28 protein-coding genes, 2 tRNA genes, 1 other RNA gene and 1 other annotated feature (1 of these 32 running past the window's edge) are annotated in these 20,304 nt (G+C 35.3%); of the genes, 11 read left to right on the top strand and 20 right to left on the bottom strand.

The window, feature by feature from the left end; all coding sequences use genetic code 11:
• Positions 1 to 3: 3 nt before the first annotated feature.
• The 4 genes from AC6UD4_RS05530 to AC6UD4_RS05545 all read right to left on the bottom strand — a co-directional run bounded on the left by AC6UD4_RS05530 (position 4) and on the right by AC6UD4_RS05545 (position 1,059).
• Entirely contained in the window at positions 4 to 225 is a 222-nt protein-coding gene (locus tag AC6UD4_RS05530; RefSeq protein WP_500694514.1) for a hypothetical protein, read from the bottom strand.
• A gap of 13 nt (positions 226 to 238) precedes the next feature.
• Entirely contained in the window at positions 239 to 367 is a 129-nt protein-coding gene (locus tag AC6UD4_RS05535; RefSeq protein ID WP_500694513.1) for a hypothetical protein, read from the bottom strand.
• 133 nt (positions 368 to 500) lie between these two features.
• Entirely contained in the window at positions 501 to 731 is a 231-nt protein-coding gene (locus tag AC6UD4_RS05540) for a hypothetical protein (RefSeq protein WP_500694512.1), read from the bottom strand.
• Positions 732 to 744: 13 nt separating this feature from the next.
• Positions 745 to 1,059: a hypothetical protein gene (locus tag AC6UD4_RS05545; protein WP_500694511.1), complete on the bottom strand. Its 315-nt coding sequence runs from the start codon at positions 1,057 to 1,059 to the stop codon at positions 745 to 747.
• A gap of 59 nt (positions 1,060 to 1,118) precedes the next feature.
• On the opposite strand from AC6UD4_RS05545, the gene AC6UD4_RS05550 reads away from it, so the two are divergent.
• The gene (locus AC6UD4_RS05550) at positions 1,119 to 1,271 is read left to right on the top strand and encodes a hypothetical protein (protein WP_500694510.1); all 153 of its coding nucleotides are present in this window, start codon (positions 1,119 to 1,121) and stop codon (positions 1,269 to 1,271) included.
• Here AC6UD4_RS05550 and AC6UD4_RS05555 read toward each other — a convergent pair.
• The 3 genes from AC6UD4_RS05555 to AC6UD4_RS05565 are packed head-to-tail and all read right to left on the bottom strand — an operon-like array spanning position 1,268 to position 1,931.
• A complete protein-coding gene (locus AC6UD4_RS05555; protein WP_500694509.1) occupies positions 1,268 to 1,426 on the bottom strand; it encodes a hypothetical protein in 159 nt (52 codons plus the stop codon). The two genes, AC6UD4_RS05550 and AC6UD4_RS05555, sit on opposite strands and share 4 nt — an antisense overlap.
• On the bottom strand, positions 1,427 to 1,684 hold the full coding sequence (locus AC6UD4_RS05560) for a helix-turn-helix domain-containing protein (protein WP_500694508.1): 258 nt from the start codon (positions 1,682 to 1,684) through the stop codon (positions 1,427 to 1,429). It abuts the gene before it with no gap.
• The gene (locus AC6UD4_RS05565; protein ID WP_500694507.1) at positions 1,677 to 1,931 is read right to left on the bottom strand and encodes a helix-turn-helix transcriptional regulator; all 255 of its coding nucleotides are present in this window, start codon (positions 1,929 to 1,931) and stop codon (positions 1,677 to 1,679) included. Before AC6UD4_RS05565 ends, AC6UD4_RS05560 begins: the two co-directional genes overlap by 8 nt.
• Before the next feature lie 135 nt (positions 1,932 to 2,066).
• Here AC6UD4_RS05565 and AC6UD4_RS05570 point away from each other — a divergent pair, with 135 nt between their 5' ends.
• The 4 genes from AC6UD4_RS05570 (at position 2,067) to AC6UD4_RS05585 (ending at position 5,461) form a co-directional block, all read left to right on the top strand.
• Positions 2,067 to 2,711 (top strand): LexA family protein, encoded by a 645-nt coding sequence (locus AC6UD4_RS05570; RefSeq protein ID WP_500694506.1) that lies wholly within the window; start codon positions 2,067 to 2,069, stop codon positions 2,709 to 2,711.
• A gap of 32 nt (positions 2,712 to 2,743) precedes the next feature.
• Positions 2,744 to 3,208: a hypothetical protein gene (locus AC6UD4_RS05575; protein ID WP_500694505.1), complete on the top strand. Its 465-nt coding sequence runs from the start codon at positions 2,744 to 2,746 to the stop codon at positions 3,206 to 3,208.
• Positions 3,209 to 3,260: 52 nt separating this feature from the next.
• Complete coding sequence (locus tag AC6UD4_RS05580; protein WP_500694504.1) at positions 3,261 to 4,199, top strand: SHOCT domain-containing protein; 939 nt, start codon at positions 3,261 to 3,263, stop codon at positions 4,197 to 4,199.
• Between the two features lie 143 nt (positions 4,200 to 4,342).
• A complete protein-coding gene (locus tag AC6UD4_RS05585) occupies positions 4,343 to 5,461 on the top strand; it encodes a tyrosine-type recombinase/integrase (RefSeq protein ID WP_500694503.1) in 1,119 nt (372 codons plus the stop codon).
• Positions 5,462 to 5,527: 66 nt separating this feature from the next.
• On the opposite strand, the gene AC6UD4_RS05590 is transcribed toward AC6UD4_RS05585, so the two are convergent.
• Positions 5,528 to 5,601 (bottom strand) — tRNA-Glu (locus tag AC6UD4_RS05590).
• 117 nt (positions 5,602 to 5,718) lie between these two features.
• On the opposite strand from AC6UD4_RS05590, the gene AC6UD4_RS05595 reads away from it, so the two are divergent.
• Positions 5,719 to 5,791: transfer RNA gene (locus AC6UD4_RS05595), tRNA-Gln, on the top strand.
• A 63-nt stretch (positions 5,792 to 5,854) separates the two neighbouring features.
• Here the strand turns inward: AC6UD4_RS05595 and AC6UD4_RS05600 are convergent.
• The 5 genes from AC6UD4_RS05600 to AC6UD4_RS05620 form a co-directional block, all read right to left on the bottom strand.
• Positions 5,855 to 6,322 carry a DUF2798 domain-containing protein gene (locus AC6UD4_RS05600; RefSeq protein WP_500694340.1) on the bottom strand — a complete coding sequence of 156 codons (468 nt, stop codon included), beginning with the start codon at positions 6,320 to 6,322 and terminating at the stop codon, positions 5,855 to 5,857.
• A gap of 132 nt (positions 6,323 to 6,454) precedes the next feature.
• Entirely contained in the window at positions 6,455 to 6,949 is a 495-nt protein-coding gene (locus AC6UD4_RS05605) for a DnaJ domain-containing protein (protein ID WP_500694339.1), read from the bottom strand.
• Between the two features lie 96 nt (positions 6,950 to 7,045).
• A complete protein-coding gene (locus tag AC6UD4_RS05610) occupies positions 7,046 to 7,270 on the bottom strand; it encodes a TipAS antibiotic-recognition domain-containing protein (protein WP_500709641.1) in 225 nt (74 codons plus the stop codon).
• Positions 7,242 to 7,403: a hypothetical protein gene (locus tag AC6UD4_RS05615; protein WP_500694421.1), complete on the bottom strand. Its 162-nt coding sequence runs from the start codon at positions 7,401 to 7,403 to the stop codon at positions 7,242 to 7,244. Before AC6UD4_RS05615 ends, AC6UD4_RS05610 begins: the two co-directional genes overlap by 29 nt.
• A 39-nt stretch (positions 7,404 to 7,442) precedes the next feature.
• Complete coding sequence (locus AC6UD4_RS05620; RefSeq protein ID WP_500694338.1) at positions 7,443 to 7,667, bottom strand: MerR family DNA-binding protein; 225 nt, start codon at positions 7,665 to 7,667, stop codon at positions 7,443 to 7,445.
• Between the two features lie 387 nt (positions 7,668 to 8,054).
• On the opposite strand from AC6UD4_RS05620, the gene AC6UD4_RS05625 reads away from it, so the two are divergent.
• Together AC6UD4_RS05625 and AC6UD4_RS05630 are read left to right on the top strand one after the other, a co-directional pair.
• Positions 8,055 to 10,106, top strand: a complete 2,052-nt coding sequence (locus AC6UD4_RS05625) for an NlpC/P60 family protein (RefSeq protein ID WP_500694337.1) — start codon at positions 8,055 to 8,057, stop codon at positions 10,104 to 10,106.
• Between the two features lie 115 nt (positions 10,107 to 10,221).
• A complete protein-coding gene (locus AC6UD4_RS05630; protein ID WP_500694336.1) occupies positions 10,222 to 10,536 on the top strand; it encodes a hypothetical protein in 315 nt (104 codons plus the stop codon).
• A gap of 72 nt (positions 10,537 to 10,608) precedes the next feature.
• On the opposite strand, the gene AC6UD4_RS05635 is transcribed toward AC6UD4_RS05630, so the two are convergent.
• Complete coding sequence (locus AC6UD4_RS05635; protein WP_500694335.1) at positions 10,609 to 11,973, bottom strand: glucose-6-phosphate isomerase; 1,365 nt, start codon at positions 11,971 to 11,973, stop codon at positions 10,609 to 10,611.
• A 97-nt stretch (positions 11,974 to 12,070) separates the two neighbouring features.
• Positions 12,071 to 13,240, bottom strand: coding sequence for a class I SAM-dependent methyltransferase (locus AC6UD4_RS05640; protein ID WP_500694334.1), 1,170 nt, complete (start codon positions 13,238 to 13,240; stop codon positions 12,071 to 12,073).
• A 117-nt stretch (positions 13,241 to 13,357) separates the two neighbouring features.
• Between AC6UD4_RS05640 and AC6UD4_RS05645 the strand changes: the two genes are divergently transcribed.
• Together AC6UD4_RS05645 and ssrA are read left to right on the top strand one after the other, a co-directional pair.
• Positions 13,358 to 14,131 carry a Cof-type HAD-IIB family hydrolase gene (locus AC6UD4_RS05645; RefSeq protein ID WP_500694333.1) on the top strand — a complete coding sequence of 258 codons (774 nt, stop codon included), beginning with the start codon at positions 13,358 to 13,360 and terminating at the stop codon, positions 14,129 to 14,131.
• A gap of 49 nt (positions 14,132 to 14,180) precedes the next feature.
• Positions 14,181 to 14,547: a transfer-messenger RNA gene (gene ssrA, locus AC6UD4_RS05650) on the top strand.
• A 55-nt stretch (positions 14,548 to 14,602) separates the two neighbouring features.
• Here the strand turns inward: ssrA and AC6UD4_RS05655 are convergent.
• Positions 14,603 to 15,262: a hypothetical protein gene (locus AC6UD4_RS05655; RefSeq protein ID WP_500694332.1), complete on the bottom strand. Its 660-nt coding sequence runs from the start codon at positions 15,260 to 15,262 to the stop codon at positions 14,603 to 14,605.
• Between the two features lie 262 nt (positions 15,263 to 15,524).
• Here AC6UD4_RS05655 and AC6UD4_RS05660 point away from each other — a divergent pair, with 262 nt between their 5' ends.
• On the top strand, positions 15,525 to 15,875 hold the full coding sequence (locus tag AC6UD4_RS05660) for an isochorismatase family protein (protein ID WP_500694331.1): 351 nt from the start codon (positions 15,525 to 15,527) through the stop codon (positions 15,873 to 15,875).
• A 4-nt stretch (positions 15,876 to 15,879) separates the two neighbouring features.
• On the opposite strand, the gene AC6UD4_RS05665 is transcribed toward AC6UD4_RS05660, so the two are convergent.
• From AC6UD4_RS05665 to asnS, 4 genes are all read right to left on the bottom strand, one after another.
• Positions 15,880 to 16,464 (bottom strand): YdeI/OmpD-associated family protein, encoded by a 585-nt coding sequence (locus AC6UD4_RS05665; protein ID WP_500694330.1) that lies wholly within the window; start codon positions 16,462 to 16,464, stop codon positions 15,880 to 15,882.
• Between the two features lie 95 nt (positions 16,465 to 16,559).
• Positions 16,560 to 17,045: a C40 family peptidase gene (locus AC6UD4_RS05670; protein WP_500694329.1), complete on the bottom strand. Its 486-nt coding sequence runs from the start codon at positions 17,043 to 17,045 to the stop codon at positions 16,560 to 16,562.
• A gap of 207 nt (positions 17,046 to 17,252) precedes the next feature.
• Entirely contained in the window at positions 17,253 to 18,653 is a 1,401-nt protein-coding gene (locus AC6UD4_RS05675; RefSeq protein WP_500694328.1) for a DHA2 family efflux MFS transporter permease subunit, read from the bottom strand.
• A gap of 120 nt (positions 18,654 to 18,773) precedes the next feature.
• Entirely contained in the window at positions 18,774 to 20,171 is a 1,398-nt protein-coding gene (gene asnS / locus AC6UD4_RS05680) for an asparagine--tRNA ligase (protein ID WP_500694327.1), read from the bottom strand.
• A gap of 43 nt (positions 20,172 to 20,214) precedes the next feature.
• Positions 20,215 to 20,304, bottom strand: a binding site (T-box leader) (it continues 119 nt past the right edge of the window).

Below are 20,304 nucleotides of genomic sequence, written 5' to 3' on the forward strand. Positions count from 1 at the left end.
TTTCTAGTCCTCCCAAGTTGTGAATGCTGGATGAATTGCATTGATGATGCTTTGTTTACGTTTATCTTCATCAGTAAATAATTGTCGTAGTACTTTTTGATCATCAATCGTTCGACTAGCAATGTTTTTTTGCACGTCATCAAGTTGACTGAAATCATCTAATAAACGTTGATTTGAACTGATTAATTGTTTTCTTTGTTTCAATAATTGATTTATTCTTCTCATAATTTTTACCTCACTATTCAAAATATTTACCATCACGTTTGATTAGGCTTTTAATAAATTCTTTCCCAAAAGAGCCAATAGTAATTCCTGATATAAAAATAAATAGTAAAAATAATCCTTGAGTAGCTGTAAATTCGATCATGTTTAATCCCTCCTATTTCATAGTCCGTTGAATTAACTTTCCATCACTGGTAGAATTAAACTGTAGAATGTTTAATAGAACCAATTTATTGAGACCTGTCGAGCCGTTACTCGATTGGTCTTTTTTTATGTCTTTATTCATCATCTGAATTCATCTCCTCTTTAGATATATATTCATCCATACAATTTTTAATAAGTTCAGTAGTGTTTGCTCCAGCAACCGGCTTGACTACTTCAAATAATGCATGCATTAATCCATTTGCTGATTTAGCAACTTCATCCATTCCAACAATATTTGCTTGAAATGAAGTTTTTTGATCGCCAACAATAAGCTTCAAAATTGTTTTTTTGTTTTCTTTTTCCATTTCATTTACCTCGCTAAATTTCAAATCCATGGTTTCTTTCGTCCTCAGTCATGTTGTTTTCAATTTCTAGGTATTCTGTAGCATCGCTTGGGACAACTTCAAATTGATAATTCTTGTAGGAATATCTTGCTGTTCCAGACGCTAATACTTTAGTTTTGCTTGAAAGCTTCACAATAGGCTTACTTACATCACTAATCAGTACCTTTATCTCGTCTGACTCAGTATTACTTGGATAACTACCATTAGACCAAAGAGTCCAATCAACGGTTTCAGTAAGTTGGTTTCTTAAATCTTCACTTTTAATGTTTTGTAGTTCGCATACTCTCAATGGATCATCTCCTTTCAATTTCTACCTCTGATATAATTTTTATAAAGGAGGTGAAAACTATGAATAACAGTAATAAAATGATTGCTGCTGAATTAACAAAATCTTGGATAAATTACCTTGCAACTGAGCCTACAATTAAGTCACAAGGTGTTAATCCAGATGCAGTTTTTAAAGTTTATAAGGATTTTCTTAATAAACTCGACAATGATTAGAGATTAGTTTGAGATTCTTTCCCAGTGATAGGGTCAATAACTTTTTTATTGACCTTTGTGTTACTTGCAATAACATGAAGGTCTTTTTGTATACTTTCTAAAATATTATTTGTTTTTCTTACTTCATTTAAAATTTCTATTTCTTGGTCACCCATCTATGCCACCTCCTTATAAGTCACTGTGTGATTTGCAATCCACTGATCAACACCCTTACGCGGATATACATATTTGTTTCCTCGTGGAATTACTGGAAAATCTGGTTGGTAAATGTAGTATTTTTTGAGTGTATTAACGTCACAGCACAGATATTTTGCTAATTCTTTTTGGTTAAACACTCCCTGCTTGATTTGCTGATTTTTAATGATTGAATCAGCAATTTTGAAGAGAACACTTTTAATTGTTTCTTCAATCATTCTTGCCCATCTCCTTTGTTGGTACACTTTTGTTACCATTAAGAGCAAAAAAAATATCACTAATTTTCAAGCCTAAACCATCAGCAATTTTTTTAGCTGTCGGTGGATATGGATTATGTTTTCCAGATAGGATGCTTTTTAAATTTGCATCACTAATTTTATTCTTTTTTGCAAATCCATTAATTGAATAACCATTCATTGCAATTGCTTCTTTTATCTTTTCTGGATCTTTTAATTTTAATAACATTTCTTAACCTCCCTTCAACATCTATAACTATAAAACATTTGGTATACAAATGCAACCATTTTTGGTATCTTTTTGATATTTTTTGGTATCTTTTTTCAACTTTATTGATAAAATACAGTTAAAGGAAGGTTACTCATGAATACTAATAGTGTAGATTTTGGAAAAGAACTAGCCAAAATCAGAAAAGAAAAAGGATATTCAATTAGACAAGTAGCTTTACAAGCGGGAATGTCCCATCCATACATTTCACAGGTCGAACATGGAAAAAGAAATATCCCTAAACCATCAACTTTAAAAAAGCTAGCTAAAGGTTTACGTATTTCAGATGAACAAATTTTTCAGTTAGCGGGACTAAAAGAATTGCTGCCTGCTAATGCAATAAAATTCGAAAATAATATGGTAGACGTACCAGTATTAGGAGAGATAGCTTGTGGTGATCCTATTTTAGCTCAGGAAAATATAGAGGGTTATAGAGCAACATCAATAAACTCATTACCTTATGGTGACAATTTTTGGCTAAAATGTAGGGGAGATTCAATGGAACCTAAAATTCCAGATGGTGCATATGTACTTATACATGTTCAATCTACAGTTGAAACTGGCGATATTGCAGCTGTTCTTGTTGATGATGATACTAACGCTACGCTTAAAAAAATTGTTAACCAAGAACATGAAACAATCTTAATGCCAATTAATCAAAAATATACCCCTATCGTCATTAACAAAAGCAATCCTGGTAAAATAATTGGAAAAGCAATTCAAATAACGATAGATTTATAAACTTTTTTAATATAAAAATAAAGGGAGATTTTATGAAAAAAAGTATTTTTTTATCAGCAGCCATACTAGTAGCATTATCTTTATCATCTTGTTCATCTAAAACAAATAAAAACGAACATAAAAGTAGTAATCCCAAAACTGAGAAAAAAGTTAAAAGGAATAAAAAAGCAAACAATAAAAATAGCAAAGAAAGTAATAATCGCAAGAATCCTGGTCAAGAAAGCCACACAAGTGTTAGTTCTAACAGTTCTTCATATACAAATACACAACAGACAACTAACTCTCAGCAAACTACATCCCCTAACCAATCAAGTACATCTCAACCTGCTGTGTCTAACCAAACGAGTAACCCTAACCAACAATCTGTTACCAGCCAGTCAGATAATTCTAATGTTGATCAGGAACAAGACCATGCACCTGGCAGTAATCCAGATGGAAGCCCAGATGCCTGGGTACAAGGTCAAATAGATTGGGCAAATTCTCATCCAAATGGATAAATAGTCCAAATACTGATGACCTTAAAAGTTGATACATAAGGAGAAACAAGCAATGAAAGAATTAGCGAGTTTAAAGGGAACTAACGGACAGTTGAAAGTGTATGATGACCATTTAATAATAAGCAGAAATGGTCTATCAGCAATCAGCGCTCAAGGAAATCAAAAAGATAGAACTATATATTTAGATGATATTCAATCAATAAAATACCAAAAGCCTACTCTATATCGAAACGGGTATCTTCAAATAATATTGGATCCTAAAATGGCTCACAATCAAACAACTTCTAAAATAGGATTTACTAATTCTCAAGCTCTTAAAGATCCAAATTCAATTGTTCTTAGAGCATTCAAAAAGAAAACAATAACGGACAGTGAAAATGTTTATAAAATAATTTACGATAAACTAAAAGAAATTGAAAAAAATCCTAGTAATAAGACACACGATCCATCATCGACAAGAAACGAGATAAAAATACTTAATCTGTCTATTAACAGAGACGATGAAGAAATTACAAAAAAAGCTACGATGCTTTCACCTAGTGAGTCTTATAAATTTAAGGACATCGTCAGTTATAAAATAAATCAACGTGGAAACAACGAAACAAAGCATCATGGAATAACACGAGCAATTGTTGGTGGAACTCTAATGGGTGGAGTTGGTGCAATTGTTGGAGCTATGACCGGTGGAAAGACTTATGAAGTCGTAAATTATTTGTCAGTGAATATTAATTTTAAAAACGATCAAACATGGGAAATTAAATTTATAACCACTAAAACAAAAGCTAATTCTTTGACTTATTCCAATTCAATTAAGCAATGTAATAAGCTCTGTGCCATTTTAGATGAAATTTTAAAAGATAACGACAACTCAAATACTACTTCAGATATTGACTCTGCTGATGAAATAAAGAAATACAAACAATTGGCTGATGAAGGAACTATCACTAGCGAGGAATTTGAAGCAAAGAAAAAACAACTTTTAGGATTATAGAAATAAAAAACATCCCTACCGTGCGTGGTAGAGATGTTTAACCAGAGGATTTGAATATAGGAAAATTGTTAAAAGTAAACTCTACGGTTTGTGGAGCTTATTTTTAACCATTATATCGAACATACGTTCAGAGGTAAATAATAATGGCAACTTTTCAAAAACGCGGAGAAAAATGGCGTGCAAGAGTTTACTATCAAGACCAAATGCACAAAAGACATGCAACTAGTAAAACGTTTAAAACTAAACGTGAAGCTCAGAAATGGGCAACTGATCAAGAAAGTAATTTGAATAACGACCAATTCATTGAGAAAAGCAATCAAACTTTAGTTGAGTATTTTGATGATTGGTACAAAACTTTTAAAGCGCCGTCTTCATCAAAAGCAACCAAAAGACGTTATTTGGCCACTGAGAGATATTTGCAACGATACTGGAAAGATACCCCACTGCAAAAAATAAGTTATTTCTCGTACCAAAAATTCATCAATGAAATGGGTAAAAATCAAAGCATTAACTCTGTCCGGAAAATCCATCGACAAACTAGAACAGCAATTACACGTGCTGTGCAAATTCATTTAATCAATGAGAATTTTACAGATGGAATCGAATTAAGTGGTCGTCCGGAAAAAGATAGTTCAATGAAATATCTTGAAGCGGAAGACATGGAAAAGCTACTAGATTATTGCTTGAATTTTAGAAATATTGAAGATGTTTCAAAGGCTATGGTAGCAACTGCCCTATTAACAGGATTACGTTATGAGGAAATTATTGGATTAACATGGGACAACATCAATTGGAATGATCAGACGTTGACGGTTAATAAATCATACAGCCAAGTTGATAAGGAATTTCAAAAAACCAAAAACGCAAGTTCAATGCGTACTATCAAAATTAACAACTCATTGATTGACTTATTTAAAAAAGATAAAAAAATTCAAAACGAATTCTTGCTGAGGAATCATTTTGAAAATAAGAATAATTTTGTTTTTCTTGGCCGCATGAATAACTTCATTTCTAATTCAAGTATCAATAAATCTATGAAATACTATGCAAAAAAATTAGGCATTAAACGAGTATCTTTTCATGGACTACGACATACTCACGCAAGTTACCTTTTAAGTCAAAATGTTTCAATTCAATATGTATCCAAACGACTTGGTCATAAAAACATTGGAATTACCCAAGACGTTTACGCACATCTCCTCAAAACCAAGGAGAACGATGAAGCAGAAAAAACGCAAAAATTACTCGATAAAATCAACTAAAGAGACCAAATAGAGACCAATACAAAATAAAAAGCCTCTAAGCCAACGTTTAGAAGCTTGTATCAATTACCCGTATGAGACTTGAACTCATAGCTCCGCCTTGAGAGGGCGACGTCTTAAACCAGTTTGACCAACGGGCAATAAACTGAACAATTACATAGTTTACCCAATTTAAACCGGTCTGTCAACAAAGTAATGCAAAATTTTCTGTTGACAACTGTCCATAAAGAATTGTAGTATATTAGTTGTTCAAATATTGAGTATTCGCCAAATTGGTAAGGCAGCGGACTCTGAATCCGCAATTTACTGGTTCGAGCCCAGTATACTCAACTATAAATACTAAAAGAACCATTTCAATAACTATTGAAATGGTTCTTTTTTATTGAATTGATTCTAATTCCTGATTTCTTGAACCTTACTTAAAACCATTCTAGCAATTGGTCCAACGATCAGAAGTTGTAATGGCAGAGCCAAAATCAAGTTTCTAATCCATGTCATCCCAAACGTTGCTAGATTAAGACTAGAAAATCCGCCTTCAACTACAATTCCGAAAATTGACATGCAAGTTACCATCCCTAAAACCATCAAAATTGAAATTCCTAAAGAAATCAAAAGTGGCTTCTCTTCCATTTTTTCAGTAAAAATAAATTTGAAAAAGATTCCTTTTGCAAGTGGTCCCACAAAAAGTAAATCACAAACAGCCGCAATAACTAACGCAAATGGATAACCCATTAACACACTTTTAACAAAAGTGGAATCAACCCCACTCCCGAGTGCAATGTTATAGGCTTCCATCACGATCACCATCATACCTGCCATTAATCCAGTAAACAATAATTCTTCCTTAAAATCCTTTGGCATACTTAACCTCCTAATTTTTCAGCAATGATTAATCTACCACAAAGAATTTTTTCATGTAAGTTTTTATTACCATAAAAACTTAATTAATAAAAATAAAGACCAGGCATTACAATGCTCGATCTTTATAATTAATCACTTTTTCTGATAGAAGTAATACAAAATTCCACACACAATCAAAACCGCATAAGTAATACTAAGAGGTAAGACCTTAATGACAATCACTACCGTCGCAATCGAAATTGCGATTGCAATCCAGAAAATTACCTTACCAATGTCAGCTTCAGTAAAATGATAAGGTTCATGATTTTGATTTTGTTGCTGGTAATTAGAATAATTGTAATTAGTGTTTTGCTGATAAGAATCATTGTTAGCGTTAGACTCATTAGAATGTGATTCATAACTAGACTGACTTGATCCTGCATATGATCCAGAACTATAATTATTTTCTTTAATAATTTCATACGCACTGGTAATTTCTTTGAACTTGGAGGCAGCATCAGGAGAATGATTAACATCAGGATGATACTTCTTAGCCAATTTGCGATAAGCTCGGTCAACTTCTTGTTTGTCTGCTGTTGTGGGCAATCCTAATATTGCATAATAATAGTCTAAGTTTCCATATGCCATCATAATCCCCCCTTAAATGTATTTACACTAATTCTACCAAACATTGAACAATTCGGTTAATCAGTGTTTAATAAAACGTCTTTAGGGTTAGGATCATTACTTTGCATATTTTTGAATTGATTGAACCAAAATTTCTGTGGCACCAGTTCCCGCTTTATTATCGTAATATTTTTGAAACCGGCCATCATTTAAATAAATTTTAAACAGTCCTTGATGAGCTTCTATAGAATAATTTGGCCATGTATATTGCAAACACTTTTTGTGTAATTTGTAAATTTTTCTTCCATTATAATCAGTATTTTTTATAATCAGTATTTTTATCCCTTAATGATTGTTTTAATAAACCAATCATTCGATTTTCCATTTCTTGTATATTTTGAAAATCAACGGCAAATAAGTTTAAATACTTCTCATTAAATTGCTTAACTGTTTCTTCTCCATAATTATTACGAATTTCTTTTCCAAATTGCTTTTCATTCTTATCTAATTGCCCCTATTTAAAAAGTGCTAATTTATCTGTATCTTTCATTTTAATACCTCCATTCAATTCCTCAATTGTTCCATCAATAGTTTTAATTAATTGATTCAAATGTTGCTGTTTTTCGGATAATATTTCTCTTTGATTTATTAATGCATTGTGAAAACTAAAATCTTGATTGTTCATAATTTTTTTAATTTCTTTTAAGTCAAAACCAAAACTTTTGTAAAACAAAATCAACTGTAGTCTTAAAACATCAGTAAAATTATATCTTCAATAACTAGATTCTAAATCTCGTTCAACGATCAACAAATCTATTCACCCATAGTATTAAAGGATACGAGCTGTAATGCCCGTCATGACAGCTAAATCTTTTATTTTGTGCATGAATACTGCCTCCATATAAATCATTACTAACTGTCACATAACGTCGTGGTCAAGCAGTCTGGTTATATTTTGTAAGTAGCACAGTCATATTACACCAATGTTACTGAAACATTACTAGTTTAACAAACTATTTCCTGAATGTTTCGCACTATATCATTATAGTTACGCTTGAGTTTAACTCTTTTTTTCACATAGTTTTGATGTTATTGTTTATATATTCCAAAGGAGGAAATTAAATATATGAATAATGATAAATTACACTATAAAATGTACAAAGCTGGTAAGAGATGGATGTTTGCTGCCCTTGCAACTACAATGGTTGCCGGTGGCCTTCTAACTACCAGTAGCGTTGTTAACGCTGACGCCTTAGGAAATAACGCACAAGCTACTCAAAGTGCCAAGAAAGATAACGGCACTATTAAAAATGACTCATCTAAGAGCGCAGCAAAAGTTAACACTAACGTTGATAATCAAACAAACGATGCTAATGCTACTAAAGATGCCACTACTCAAACTAATGTTGCTTCAAACAATGATGTAAACAACACCACTAATGATGCAACAAAAGCTACAACTACTAACGATCAATCAGCAACTACTGATAATAATCAAGTAGCTGAAAACAATCAAAATGATGCTAACAATGATGCCGTTAAAAACGATAACCAAACATCAACTGTTACACCAAACAAGATTGAAAACAAGGTTGCAGAAGCTGTTACTCCTGCACAATCAGCTAAAACTGATGTTAACGTTAATAATTTAGACAACGCTGTTTCTGCTAAAGCAGATAACAAGCAAAACAACAACGCTGACCAAAAGACTACTAACAACGATTCAGTTAAAGCCGAAGCTACTACACAAGCACAATCAGTAAATACTGAAAAAGCTGAAAATAATGTAACCCCAGCTACTAAATCTGAAACTACTCAACAATCACCTGCTAAGCAAGCACCCGTTTCAAACAACAATGCAAAACAAGCTGATGCTAACACTACTACCCCTGCACAATCAGCTAAGACTGAAACTGTTAAGACTAACACTCAAAACAACAATGTTACCCCAGCAGCTCATTCTTACTCAAACGTTCAATTAAGTGCTGCTCGTGCAGCCGCAACTAACTTTAGAGTTCAAAATGTCAGCTTTAGAGCTCAAAATACTAATGCCGATCAAGTAGTTAACATTGGTAGACAATATGTTGGAACTCCATATGTTTGGGGTGGCAGTACACCAGCTGGATTTGATTGCTCTGGATTCGTTCAATACGTATTTGGCAAGGCTGGATACAGTCTTCCAAGAACTACTTACAGTCAATACCCTGCTACACAACACATTTCACGTAGCCAGGCTCAAAAAGGTGATTTAGTATTCTTCTCTAACGGTGGAGATCTTTACCACGTTGGAATTTACTTAGGTAACGGTTTAATGCTTGATGCTCAAAACCGTGGTGTTATTTACAACGATTCACTAAGCTACTTCCCTGGTACCGTATTATTCGGACGTGTTAACGGATTTAACGGTGGAAGCGCAAGTACTTACACACCAAGCCAAAACACTAACAACAATTCATATACTCCAAGAGTTAACTACGTTCAACAAAACGTAAGCACTCCAGCTGCAAGACCTGCTAATAACAGAGCATACACTTACAACTTGAGAGCTAATGTCCCTACTACTCAATTGAACAATGTTAAGAAATCAGCTAGTGTTACACCAACTCCAACTGCTTCAAATGGCAAACAACAAACTACTAGTGTTGTATCACAAAATAACACTAAGACGGTTAACTTGAATGTTCAACCAACAAAGGCATCATCAAATACTAGTGCCAACACTAACGAGACTGTTAAAACTTCAAAGACGACTCCTAACGTTCAACAAAATGTTCAACAAACTCCAGCAGCACCTAAAGAACAAGTAAGTAACTTGTCAAATGACACTACTGCTAAGAAGAACACAGTTGATTTGAACGCTTCAAAGAAGTCAACTGACCAAAAGGCAGCTCTTAACAAGAAGACTTCTGCTAAGGTTGTTTCAAACAAAGAAGTTTCTGACAAGAATGCTTCAAACAAAGAAACTGCTGCTAAGGTAAACAATGATGATAAGACAACTTCACACATTGCTACTAAGGATAACGGTCAAGCTTCTGCAGTTAAAAACAATGACCAAAAGAATGGCCACATCTTGCCGCAAACTGGTCAAGCAAGCACACTACTTATGAGTGCCATTGGTTCTATCATGGTTGCTCTTGCCGCAGTACTTGGTTTCAGACGTAAAGATACTGACAAATAATATCTAAACTAATAAATGGTCTTCCGATTAATCGGAAGACCATTTTTATTTATAAAATTAGATTGCTATTGAAACAGCATTAGTGCTATTCTTTTTATATTGGAGGTATGACAATATGGATGCACACTCAAAAGAAAAAGAACTTAAAAAATTAATCAAGGATCAAGAAAAGTTCCAAAAAGAAAACTCAGATAAATTCAACGCTGATTTATTATCTAATTACAACGAACGAATGGACGTTGTGAAAGAGTTGATTGAAAATGAAAATCAGACCAATAACTTACGTGATACTAAGGTTGCTAAGCCGACTCGAGATGATAAACGTGGAATGGACAAAAACCGTCACGTTGATGATCAAATGAATGATCTTGAAAGAGCACAACAACGCTTAATTAAGAAGCTACGTACTCTTGAAGGAAAATGGGAATAACCCTCTTATTACAATCAAATCATTGACCATATAAAAAGAACGGATTCAACTGAATCCGTTCTTTTTGTCTATTTAGTTATTGTTTTCCTTTTTTAATTCTGCATCCAGTTTCTTGGTTAATTCTTCGTAACCAGGTTTACCTAATAATGCGTACATATTATTCTTGTATGCTTCAACGCCTGGTTGATTGAATGGATTAATGCCATTTAGGTAACCAGAAATAGCAACCGCAACTTCAAAGAAGTAAATTAAGTAACCTAGTGAATATTCTGATTGATCAGGAATATGAACGGTCATAACTGGAACCCCACCATCGGTATGAGCTAAAACAACCCCTTCATAGGCTTTGGTATTAACTTCGTTAACCGTGTCATCTTGAAGGTATTTAAGACCATCAAGGTTTGACTCTTCCTTTGGAATCGCAATATCGTCATCAGGCTTATCTAATTTAACAACCGTTTCAATCAGATCACGTAACCCCTCTTGAATGTATTGACCTAATGAATGAAGATCAGTTGTAAAGTTAGCTGATGATGGATAAATTCCCTTTTGGTCTTTTCCTTCTGACTCACCCATTAACTGCTTCCACCATTCTGAGAACATTCTCATGTTTGGTTCGTAGTTTTCGAGTAATTCAGTGGTATAACCCTTTCTGTAAAGGATATTTCTCAACGCAGCGTAACGATAGGCATCGTTTTTATTAACATCTGGATTGGTGTATTCTTTGGAAGAATCAAGTGCACCCTTCATTAATTGACTAATGTCAGCACCGGTAGCAGCAATTGGTAATAAACCAACTGGGGTAAGAACTGAGTAACGTCCACCAACACCATCTGGAATTACGAAGGTTTCGTAGCCGTTAGCGTCAGCTTCTTGTTTCAAAGCACCTCGATGAGCATCAGTAGTAGCATAGATTCGTTTGTTAGCTTCATCTTCACCATACTTTTTAACTAACTTTTCCTTGAAAATTCGGAAAGCAATTGCTGGTTCAGTGGTTGTTCCAGACTTAGAAATGATGTTAATTGAAAAGTCATCGTCACCGATGTAGTTCAATAAATCATGAATATATGGAGCACTGAGTGAATTACCCGCAAAGACAACCTTGACACCACGACGCTTGTCATCAGGTTCAGAGTTGTAAAAAGTACCATTCAGAAAATCAACGGCCATCTTAGCACCTAAGTATGAACCACCAATTCCAATCACAACTAAAACTTTTGAATCAGACTTGATTTTGTCAGCTGCTTTTTGAATCCTTGCGAACTCATCTTTGTCATAATTTTCTGGAAGATCTAACCAATCCCGGAAATCATTTCCAGCACCAGTGCCATCCCTTAACTCTTTATCCGCTGCAGTCACCATCGCTTGAATCTCAGGCAACTCATCCGGATGTACAAACTTGCTTAACTTAGAATCATCAAATTTCAAATAAGCCATTACACTATCCCCACTTTCTATAATATCGCTTACATTATACAACAAAAATTAATTACATAATGATGTTTTTGCTCTGTTAATTTTATTATATTAGTTCTTATTTAATCCGCACATTGATCCCTTTAAACGATCCCTCACGTTCATAATCATGGTCAATCGGAAAATCATTTGGGTTAGAGTAAGTTTTTCCAAAATTAACGTTAACACCGTTTGCGGCAAATGCATCCGAGATTTCAGACCGAAACCTTTTCGAATTCATTTTATTGGTATCTGTGGTAAAGAAGACGGACGCATCCTTACTAGCAACTTGACTTACCGCACTAACGAGAGCTTGTAAGTCACGCTTAATCTCAAACCGATTCTTTTTATCTCTAACAAAGACAGGCACGTTAACGGTGATTAAGTCAAACTTCAAATCATGTTTTTGCGCATAATCTAAGTACCCAAAGACACTCATTTTTCTGACCTCTTGGGCACCGATCATGTATCCATTAGCATCAATTTCATTAATCAATTGAGATTTAGCACGATTACTATCGTCAACATTAACGGTCTTAACGCTACCACCACCAATCATGGCACTAGCAACTCCGGTTCCCTCATAAAATAAATTTAGACCAACTTTATCTTGTGATTGATCAAAAACGTCCTGTCTTACATCGCGATAAATGATGTCTAATCCTGTCGTTTTGGCGTTCTGTAAACTAATTGGATACGTTACTTCACCCTCCAAGACATTGGCCGAGCCTACAGGATCGGGACTAGCGTTTTCAACTGACTTGATTTCAGAACCATGTTCAAACTGCTGATACTCGTATAAATTCTGGTAACTCCCCAATTGATTAACAATGATTGGAATCAATTGATTTCGTAATTGGTAAATTCCAGCATTTTCCCAGGTAATCACGTCTTGACCATCGTAGCTGTCAATTGTAATTCCGGCCAAACCGTCTCCTTGTCCGTTAAACAGGCGATGAATATCAATGCCTTCATCTTGAAGTAAAATCCGTTTACTGAAGGCCTGACTAAATAAATGACCAAAGAAACGATCGTCAATAGATTGATTTTCCTTACGATCCAAAATCCAACCGATTCCCCCAGCTTGTTTGCCAAAGTACGCACTGGCAACGAAATGATCTCCTTTAATTAAAGCCACGACCTCGCCGTTGCTAAAATCCGCTTCGTTAACTAAATCTTTTTCACTAATTTGTGGATAACCGCCCTCAAACTTTTTGACGGCTTTACCGGTTATTTCAACTTTTTTCATATTATTTTATTCTCCTCTAAAAATCGCTTCCTATCTCATTGTACATGTAATCACGATTAATTAGTAGGATTGCAAAGTAGGTCATATGTTAAAATAATAAGCAAAGGAGATTCGATTATGTATAAATATTTAGTATTTTTTGACTTAGATAGGACCTTGTTTGATGAACATTCAAAGGTGAACGATGAAGTTGCAAACGCAATGGATGAAATCAGAAAACACGGTGGCCTTCCGGTAATCTCAACCGGAAGGAATCTTTTTGAAATCAGAGATACGTTAGAGAAAACCAAGATTGATTCCGTGGTAGCCGCAAACGGTGATTTTGGAATGTTAAGAAACCAAGAAGTCTTTTCTAATACAATCAACCCCAAAATCATTGATCGTTTGTACAACTTTGTTGAAAAACACGATAATACATTAGTTTTACTGAACCAAAAACGTGGTGCCATTACCAATCACGATGAATTGGCAGTTAAAGCCTTTGAACACGTCCACGCTCCACTTCCGACCATTGTCACAAAAAAGTATTGGCACGAAAATCCTATTAACATGATGGTGGTTACCAATACTGATCTGGATACTGACTACGTAGAAAACTTTGGAGATGTCCTAACCTTTTACCGTAATTCGCCCTATTCAATTGATGTGGTCGTTCATGACGTTTCTAAGGCTACTGGAATCAAGCAATTAATAAACACTGCTGGACTAACTGGAATCCCAACATACGCGTTTGGAGACGGTAATAACGACATCCCAATGTTAGACTACGTTGATCATCCGGTCGTAATGGGTAATGGACTTCCAAATGTCAAACCACATGGTGAATTCATTACCACCAAAAATACCGACCATGGAATTGTCAACGGACTGAAGCATTTTAACCTGATCTAAATCACTGTAAATTAGGCAGATATCATGGTATAGTAATAATGTGTCTGTCGGGGGCGTTATGGATTCGACGGGTATAGTTTGAGCCTGAATTGCATTCCGTACGACGATGCGTCAAATCGCTCAGTTTAATTATAACTGCAAAAAATAATAACAATTCTTACGCCGTAGCTGCCTAATAAGCGCTTGACGTAGATCTAGCTGATTTTTCCTATGGATCAGTCCTAGGTCCTACCTTTAATAGGATACGCTTACTGCTCCCATCTGAAGTAGTATGAAGAGATTAATCAGATTAGCTGTGCATGCTAGCATTGACTAATTGCGGATTGTACAGTGAACTTCAAATGATTAGCCTACGAATGTAGACGTTCAGGAGGCAATATGCTCGGACGCGGGTTCAAATCCCGCCGCCTCCATAATTAAAAGCGAACCAGTCATTAAATTGATTGGTTCGCTTTTTTGTGTTTTATAAGCTTAACGTGGAATTGTCACATCTTTTTCTAAATTTGAAGAATGTGGACCGGTTGCTTTTGAAACAACGTTTTCTGATATGTGAGCAGTTCCGTCCCCATTATCTTTAACGGTCCCCTCTAATCCAATATCACTAGTAGCGTTTTGAGTTATAAACCAATATCCCGTCTGATCTCCAGATAGTTTACCACCATAATTCCAATAACTAATTTTATTAGTAGTCGTATTTTGGAAATAAGGTGTTTCTTTCTCTAATATTTGTTTAGCAATTGGTTCTGTCAAAGTGCTTGTTTGCTTAACATCATTTTCAGCCTGATTATTGTTACTATTTGCTGGAGTTGCTCCTGTTTCTGCTTGAGAAGAATTAGGAGTTATTTGTGCTGAATTATGTTGATTGGAAGTTCGATTTGAAATTATTGATGAAGGATTCCGTCTAAACTCATTTTGTATTCTACTTATTAAAGCACCAGCATAATGGTTAAACAGAAAGAACCCAATCAATACAATCACAACCCCTGAAACTAATTTCATCAGAAAATTACGTCTTCGTTTTGATTTAACCTCTAAGTAATCTTCCCGCCAACTTGGATCATTTCTGCGTTCCTTATAAAACTGATACGTATGACTGGTACGTGTCCCACTGGTTAAATATTTTTTAGGCATTTGAATTCCTTTATCATCTTGTTTTAATATCTACTTACATATTTATATATTACACAAACAAAAAGAATTCTACAATATACCTATTTCAAATAATCGTTGTACAATGATGTAAATTATTTGTTTGAGAGATGAAATTATGAAAGCACTATTAATAATTGATATGCAAGAAGGTCTAAAAAAAATATATAAGATGGACTCAATTATAAACAATATAAACAAAAGAATAAACTACTACCGAAAACATAATTAACCAATCATTTTTATGCAACATATCAGTGAATCAATGCACATTAACAGTGAAGAATGGCAGCTTAATCACAATATTAATAACCTACCTCAGGACAGATACTTTAATAAGTATGTTCCTGATTCATTTTATGAAACTGGTTTAGAATCATTTTTAAACAGTCAATCAGTGGATACCATTGAAACATGTGGTGCACAAACTGAGTATTGTGTTGATACTACCATCAAAGTAGGATTTCATTTGGGATTTAAGATAACTGTTCCGGATAATTCATTTTCTACCTTTGATAACAATATTCTTACAGCAAAACAAATTAATCAGCAATATTCAAAAGTATGGAAAGATTCATTTATTATTAATAATTAAGAAATTAATAATGCAACAATCTTCCATCATCACACCAACCACCATACATCTCATTGACTCTCGTCTTCTTTACTAGCTTACGTAACCGATGTTTATATGATTGGGGTTTACTAAATTTCAAGCGGGACTGAACACCATCAACGCGAACTCGTTGGTACAAATCGGGAAAATGGTTAAAGTTATCCCATACTTTCGGATCACGTTTTAAGGCACGTTTAACGGGCTGAATAATCTTAAACGATTTAGGAGACAAATCTGGTAACACTCGTTTGCCTTCTTCAGTCATTAAACCTAGTTTAATTAGTCTTCGAGCCCGCTCCTTGTTGAGCTCGGTCCAGTTACTGTTTTCCTTTCGAGGAGTCAATCGTTGTGCTAGTCCCGTTTCATCCGAACTTTTATGCAAACCATCGACCCAGCCAAAACACAGTGCCTCTTCGACGATATCCAAATAAAACATCTTTTCTTCACTGGTTTTACTCATGCTGACTGGAACCCACAGACAATCTTCTCTCTTGCAATTTTCAGCAAACCAGTCACGAAGTTCCTTTCTTGATGTAATTGGTAAAAATGGCTCGTCTTTTCTTAGCACTTGAAATGCACTCCCTTCAACATTTGCCTACATAGTAATCAGCAAAGTTGGAGAAGTCAAAAAAGCCGTCAGGCTCATTAAAACCTAACGGGACTTTAAACTGTTTTCTTAGTAAATGAAACTGGACGCGAAACCCCCACTAAATGCCACCACGGGGCGTGGATTGGCTCAATCACCACTCCACGATTTTGCGCATCAATCATTTGATGTTTGTTTAAAACAATCCCAACGTGGTAAATGTCACTTTTACTTGAACCAAAGAAGACTAAGTCACCTTTTTTGATTTTACTCTTTCTAACATGCTTATAAGCATCGTATTGAGCCTGTGCGGTTCTTACAATATTACGATTAGCACCATTTTCCATGACATACTGAGTAAAGCCAGAGCAATCAAAACTGTTAGGTCCGACTGCACCGTACGAATATGATTTACCAAGCTCACTAGTAGCAACCCGCTTAACGTTTGAAAAATGGACTTTATTTGCGGATACTCGATTTTGGTTAGTGGCGATGTTTACAACACCAAATAAACCTAACGACGCAATCGCTACTGTTACACCTCTGATTAATCCTTTGAACATCTTACCAGCTCCTTTATTAATTTATTGTGCATTATTTTACAATCATCATACACTTTCTATGATAGATTAGGATTAATACCAAATGATTACATCACGATTGCAAATCCATTAATTTCAGTAGTTTTGGCATTATATTGTGAAATTAATTTATAATTAACCAAAAAAAGATGGAAATCATTTGATTTCCATCTAAAATACGTTTTTAATTTATTTTTGATCTTTTTTTGGCGTTCTAATCATAACCGCAAACAATAATCCGATGACCGCAATTACCAAGAAGACCCAGTAAACCATGTGGAATCCATTAACCTGAGCTGGCATTGCCGGCATACTGAGTTTGAAGAATCCAGTTGCTCTAACCAATACAATCGTTGCAACCGCAACTCCAGTTGACCCAAGTACCTGTCTGACCGTCGTAATTAAAGCCGTTCCATAAGAAATCAAATCTTCTGGCAGTGAATCGGCCCCAAGCGTAACCGCAGGCATCATGACAAAGGCATTTCCACCCTCAATTAGCATTGCCAAGATCATCATGCCCCAGATATTGTAAATTGGGAAAAAGGCTAAAATGGCCCAGCCCAGCACAATCATCAACATTCCTGTTAACATAACTGGCTTAAATCCAATTTTATCAACAATCGTACCCGTGATTGGGTTCAAGATACTTAAGAAAACAGCTCCAGGAACTAGTGCCATCCCGGAAATGAATGGTGATACTCCCAATACCTGTTGATAATACAACGGGAAGATAATGGTAACTACAATCAATGAAATGTATGAGAATCCGGTTAAGAGTACCGCCAAATCATAGTTAAACGTCTTTAAAACGTTCAGGTTCAATAGTGGATTGCTAATTCTAAACTGACGGAAAACAAACAACGCAATCAAAACGATACTAATAATCAGGATGAGTAAAAGCATTCCATAGTTATTGTTTGGTTTAGCAATTTCACTAATTACATACAAGATCCCAATCAAACCAAATGAATAGATGATTGAAAGCCAATCTAACTTTGATTTAATTCGTGGCATAACGTCTTTCATCACAAAGAATGAAATCAGGAATACAGCAGTGATAATCACAATGAAGACATCAAACAAACCACGCCAAGTGGTAAACTTCAAAACGATTCCCGAAATGATTGGTCCACACGCCAGAGCTGAACCCATAACCAGTCCGGCAACTCCCATGATTGTTCCTCGATCATCTTCCGGTGTGATATTTAGTAAAACAGTTTGATACGATGGAAACAAAATTCCAACGGCAATTGCTTCTAATGCTCTTCCAATCAGCACCCACGTAAAACTATTACTAATTAAAATGATTAACGTCCCTAGATCAAACATCAGTAAAACTCCCATAAAGAGTTTCTTAAAACTCATGTTGTTCAAAAGCCAAGGACTAATCGGCATCATAATACACATGATGATCATAAAGCCAGTTGTTAACCATTGAACGGTTGATGCTGAAATATCAAAGTACTTCATCAATGTGGGATAAGCCGTCGATAGTGATGACTGACTAATCGACATGGTGAAAGTACCGATTAACATGATGGTAATAAACCAAAATCTTTCTAATCTACTAAGTCCATTACTTTTTGCCATATAAAGCGCTCCTTTTCGATTTGTACTAATTTAATAGCTATTTATAGACTATCATTTTTTCATTTGAATTGTTACAAAAGATAACAAAAAGCTCATGATTTCTCATGGGCTCATTTTAGTCTAAAATTTAATACTACCTTGGGTTCTTGGATAAGGGATAACATCACGAATATTATCCATCCCAGTGACATACATCAGTAATCGTTCGAAGCCAATTCCAAAGCCAGAGTGCTTAGTGCCACCGTATTTACGTAATTCGAGGTACCACTCGTACTCATCCTTTGATAAATGAAATTCATCCATTTTGTCAGCCAATTCTTGCTCACGCTCTTCTCGTTGGCTTCCTCCAACTAGTTCACCAATTCTTGGAACCAGAAGGTCTGAAGCAGCAACAGTCTTACCATCGTCGTTATCACGCATATAGAAGGCTTTGATATTACGTGGATAATCAGTTACAAACACGGGTTTGCCAAACACTTTTTCGGATAGATAACGTTCGTGTTCAGCCTTTAAATCAATCCCCCACTTAACCGGATATTTAAACTCAACGTCGGCTTTTTCAAGCAAGTCAATGGCTTCAGTATACGTGATCCGCGCAAACTTCTCGTTCACAGTAGTTTGAAGCAACTTAAGTAAGTTGCCGTCGACGTTATCATTTAAGAACTGGAGGTCCTCTGCAGCATTTTCAAGTAAATAATTAATAACATACTTTAACATGTCCTCAGACGTCTTAATAATGTCATCAAGATCAGCAAAGGCCATCTCTGGTTCAATCATCCAAAATTCGGCAGCGTGGCGTTTAGTATGCGAATTTTCAGCTCTAAAAGTTGGGCCAAAGGTATATACGTTTCTAAATGCCAAAGCAAAGGCCTCGACTGGTAATTGTCCACTAACGGTTAAGTTCGTCTCTTGACCAAAGAAATCCTTTGAGTAATCGACTTTACCATTCTCATCCTTTGGCAGGTCATTTTGATCTAAACTAGTGATCTGAAACATCTCACCAGCACCCTCAGTGTCACTACTAGTAACAATCGGAGTGTTTACATAGACAAAGCCGTGTTTTTGCATGTATTCATGAATCGCAAAGGCTGCCATCGAACGAATCTTGAAAACAGCGTAAAAAGTATTGGTTCGAGGACGTAAATGTGCAATAGAACGAAGGTACTCAAGTGATTGCTTCTTCTTTTGCAGTGGATAGTCTAGATCAGAAACACCCTCAATCTTAACTTGCTCCGCATGAATTTCAAATGGCTGCGGGGCATCCGGAGTGTCCACGAGTTTGCCAATCACCTTCAGAGTTGAACTAATCGGCAGTTTGATGATGTCATCAAAGTTATCTAGATCACTCTTAACAATTACCTGAACATTCTTAATGTATGAACCGTCGTTGATTTCGATAAAGGCAATTTTTTTAGAATTACGAATGGTTCGAATCCATCCTTCTAGAACTACTGATTCATTACCAAAATCGTGTTTCTTAGTGTACAAATCTTTTGCTAAAACGTTTTGTTCTTTCATACTTAACAACTCCTTTTTAGACAATAAAAAAGACCTCATCTCAAAAAGGGACGAGGTCATCGCGGTACCACCCATATTGTTTATGTAACATAAACCAACTCACACAATGATAACGGATTGCGACCGTTAGCCC

Source organism: Fructilactobacillus sp. X3R5C2, assembly GCF_059901175.1.

Excerpts from the sequence above, each read along its gene's own strand:
- AC6UD4_RS05625 (WP_500694337.1), top strand. The coding sequence starts at position 8,055 with ATGAATAATGATAAATTACACTATAAAATGTACAAAGCTGGTAAGAGA.
- AC6UD4_RS05585 (WP_500694503.1), top strand. The coding sequence starts at position 4,343 with ATGGCAACTTTTCAAAAACGCGGAGAAAAATGGCGTGCAAGAGTTTAC.
- AC6UD4_RS05540 (WP_500694512.1), bottom strand. The coding sequence starts at position 731 with ATGGAAAAAGAAAACAAAAAAACAATTTTGAAGCTTATTGTTGGCGAT.
- AC6UD4_RS05560 (WP_500694508.1), bottom strand. The coding sequence starts at position 1,684 with ATGATTGAAGAAACAATTAAAAGTGTTCTCTTCAAAATTGCTGATTCA.
- AC6UD4_RS05630 (WP_500694336.1), top strand. The coding sequence starts at position 10,222 with ATGGATGCACACTCAAAAGAAAAAGAACTTAAAAAATTAATCAAGGAT.
- AC6UD4_RS05655 (WP_500694332.1), bottom strand. The coding sequence starts at position 15,262 with ATGCCTAAAAAATATTTAACCAGTGGGACACGTACCAGTCATACGTAT.
- AC6UD4_RS05640 (WP_500694334.1), bottom strand. The coding sequence starts at position 13,240 with ATGAAAAAAGTTGAAATAACCGGTAAAGCCGTCAAAAAGTTTGAGGGC.
- AC6UD4_RS05575 (WP_500694505.1), top strand. The coding sequence starts at position 2,744 with ATGAAAAAAAGTATTTTTTTATCAGCAGCCATACTAGTAGCATTATCT.
- AC6UD4_RS05670 (WP_500694329.1), bottom strand. The coding sequence starts at position 17,045 with ATGTTCAAAGGATTAATCAGAGGTGTAACAGTAGCGATTGCGTCGTTA.
- AC6UD4_RS05605 (WP_500694339.1), bottom strand. The coding sequence starts at position 6,949 with ATGGCATATGGAAACTTAGACTATTATTATGCAATATTAGGATTGCCC.
- AC6UD4_RS05570 (WP_500694506.1), top strand. The coding sequence starts at position 2,067 with ATGAATACTAATAGTGTAGATTTTGGAAAAGAACTAGCCAAAATCAGA.
- AC6UD4_RS05645 (WP_500694333.1), top strand. The coding sequence starts at position 13,358 with ATGTATAAATATTTAGTATTTTTTGACTTAGATAGGACCTTGTTTGAT.
- AC6UD4_RS05635 (WP_500694335.1), bottom strand. The coding sequence starts at position 11,973 with ATGGCTTATTTGAAATTTGATGATTCTAAGTTAAGCAAGTTTGTACAT.
- asnS (WP_500694327.1), bottom strand. The coding sequence starts at position 20,171 with ATGAAAGAACAAAACGTTTTAGCAAAAGATTTGTACACTAAGAAACAC.
- AC6UD4_RS05565 (WP_500694507.1), bottom strand. The coding sequence starts at position 1,931 with ATGTTATTAAAATTAAAAGATCCAGAAAAGATAAAAGAAGCAATTGCA.
- AC6UD4_RS05660 (WP_500694331.1), top strand. The coding sequence starts at position 15,525 with ATGCAACATATCAGTGAATCAATGCACATTAACAGTGAAGAATGGCAG.
- AC6UD4_RS05530 (WP_500694514.1), bottom strand. The coding sequence starts at position 225 with ATGAGAAGAATAAATCAATTATTGAAACAAAGAAAACAATTAATCAGT.
- AC6UD4_RS05580 (WP_500694504.1), top strand. The coding sequence starts at position 3,261 with ATGAAAGAATTAGCGAGTTTAAAGGGAACTAACGGACAGTTGAAAGTG.
- AC6UD4_RS05535 (WP_500694513.1), bottom strand. The coding sequence starts at position 367 with ATGATCGAATTTACAGCTACTCAAGGATTATTTTTACTATTTATTTTT.
- AC6UD4_RS05675 (WP_500694328.1), bottom strand. The coding sequence starts at position 18,653 with ATGGCAAAAAGTAATGGACTTAGTAGATTAGAAAGATTTTGGTTTATT.
- AC6UD4_RS05600 (WP_500694340.1), bottom strand. The coding sequence starts at position 6,322 with ATGCCAAAGGATTTTAAGGAAGAATTATTGTTTACTGGATTAATGGCA.
- AC6UD4_RS05555 (WP_500694509.1), bottom strand. The coding sequence starts at position 1,426 with ATGGGTGACCAAGAAATAGAAATTTTAAATGAAGTAAGAAAAACAAAT.
- AC6UD4_RS05550 (WP_500694510.1), top strand. The coding sequence starts at position 1,119 with ATGAATAACAGTAATAAAATGATTGCTGCTGAATTAACAAAATCTTGG.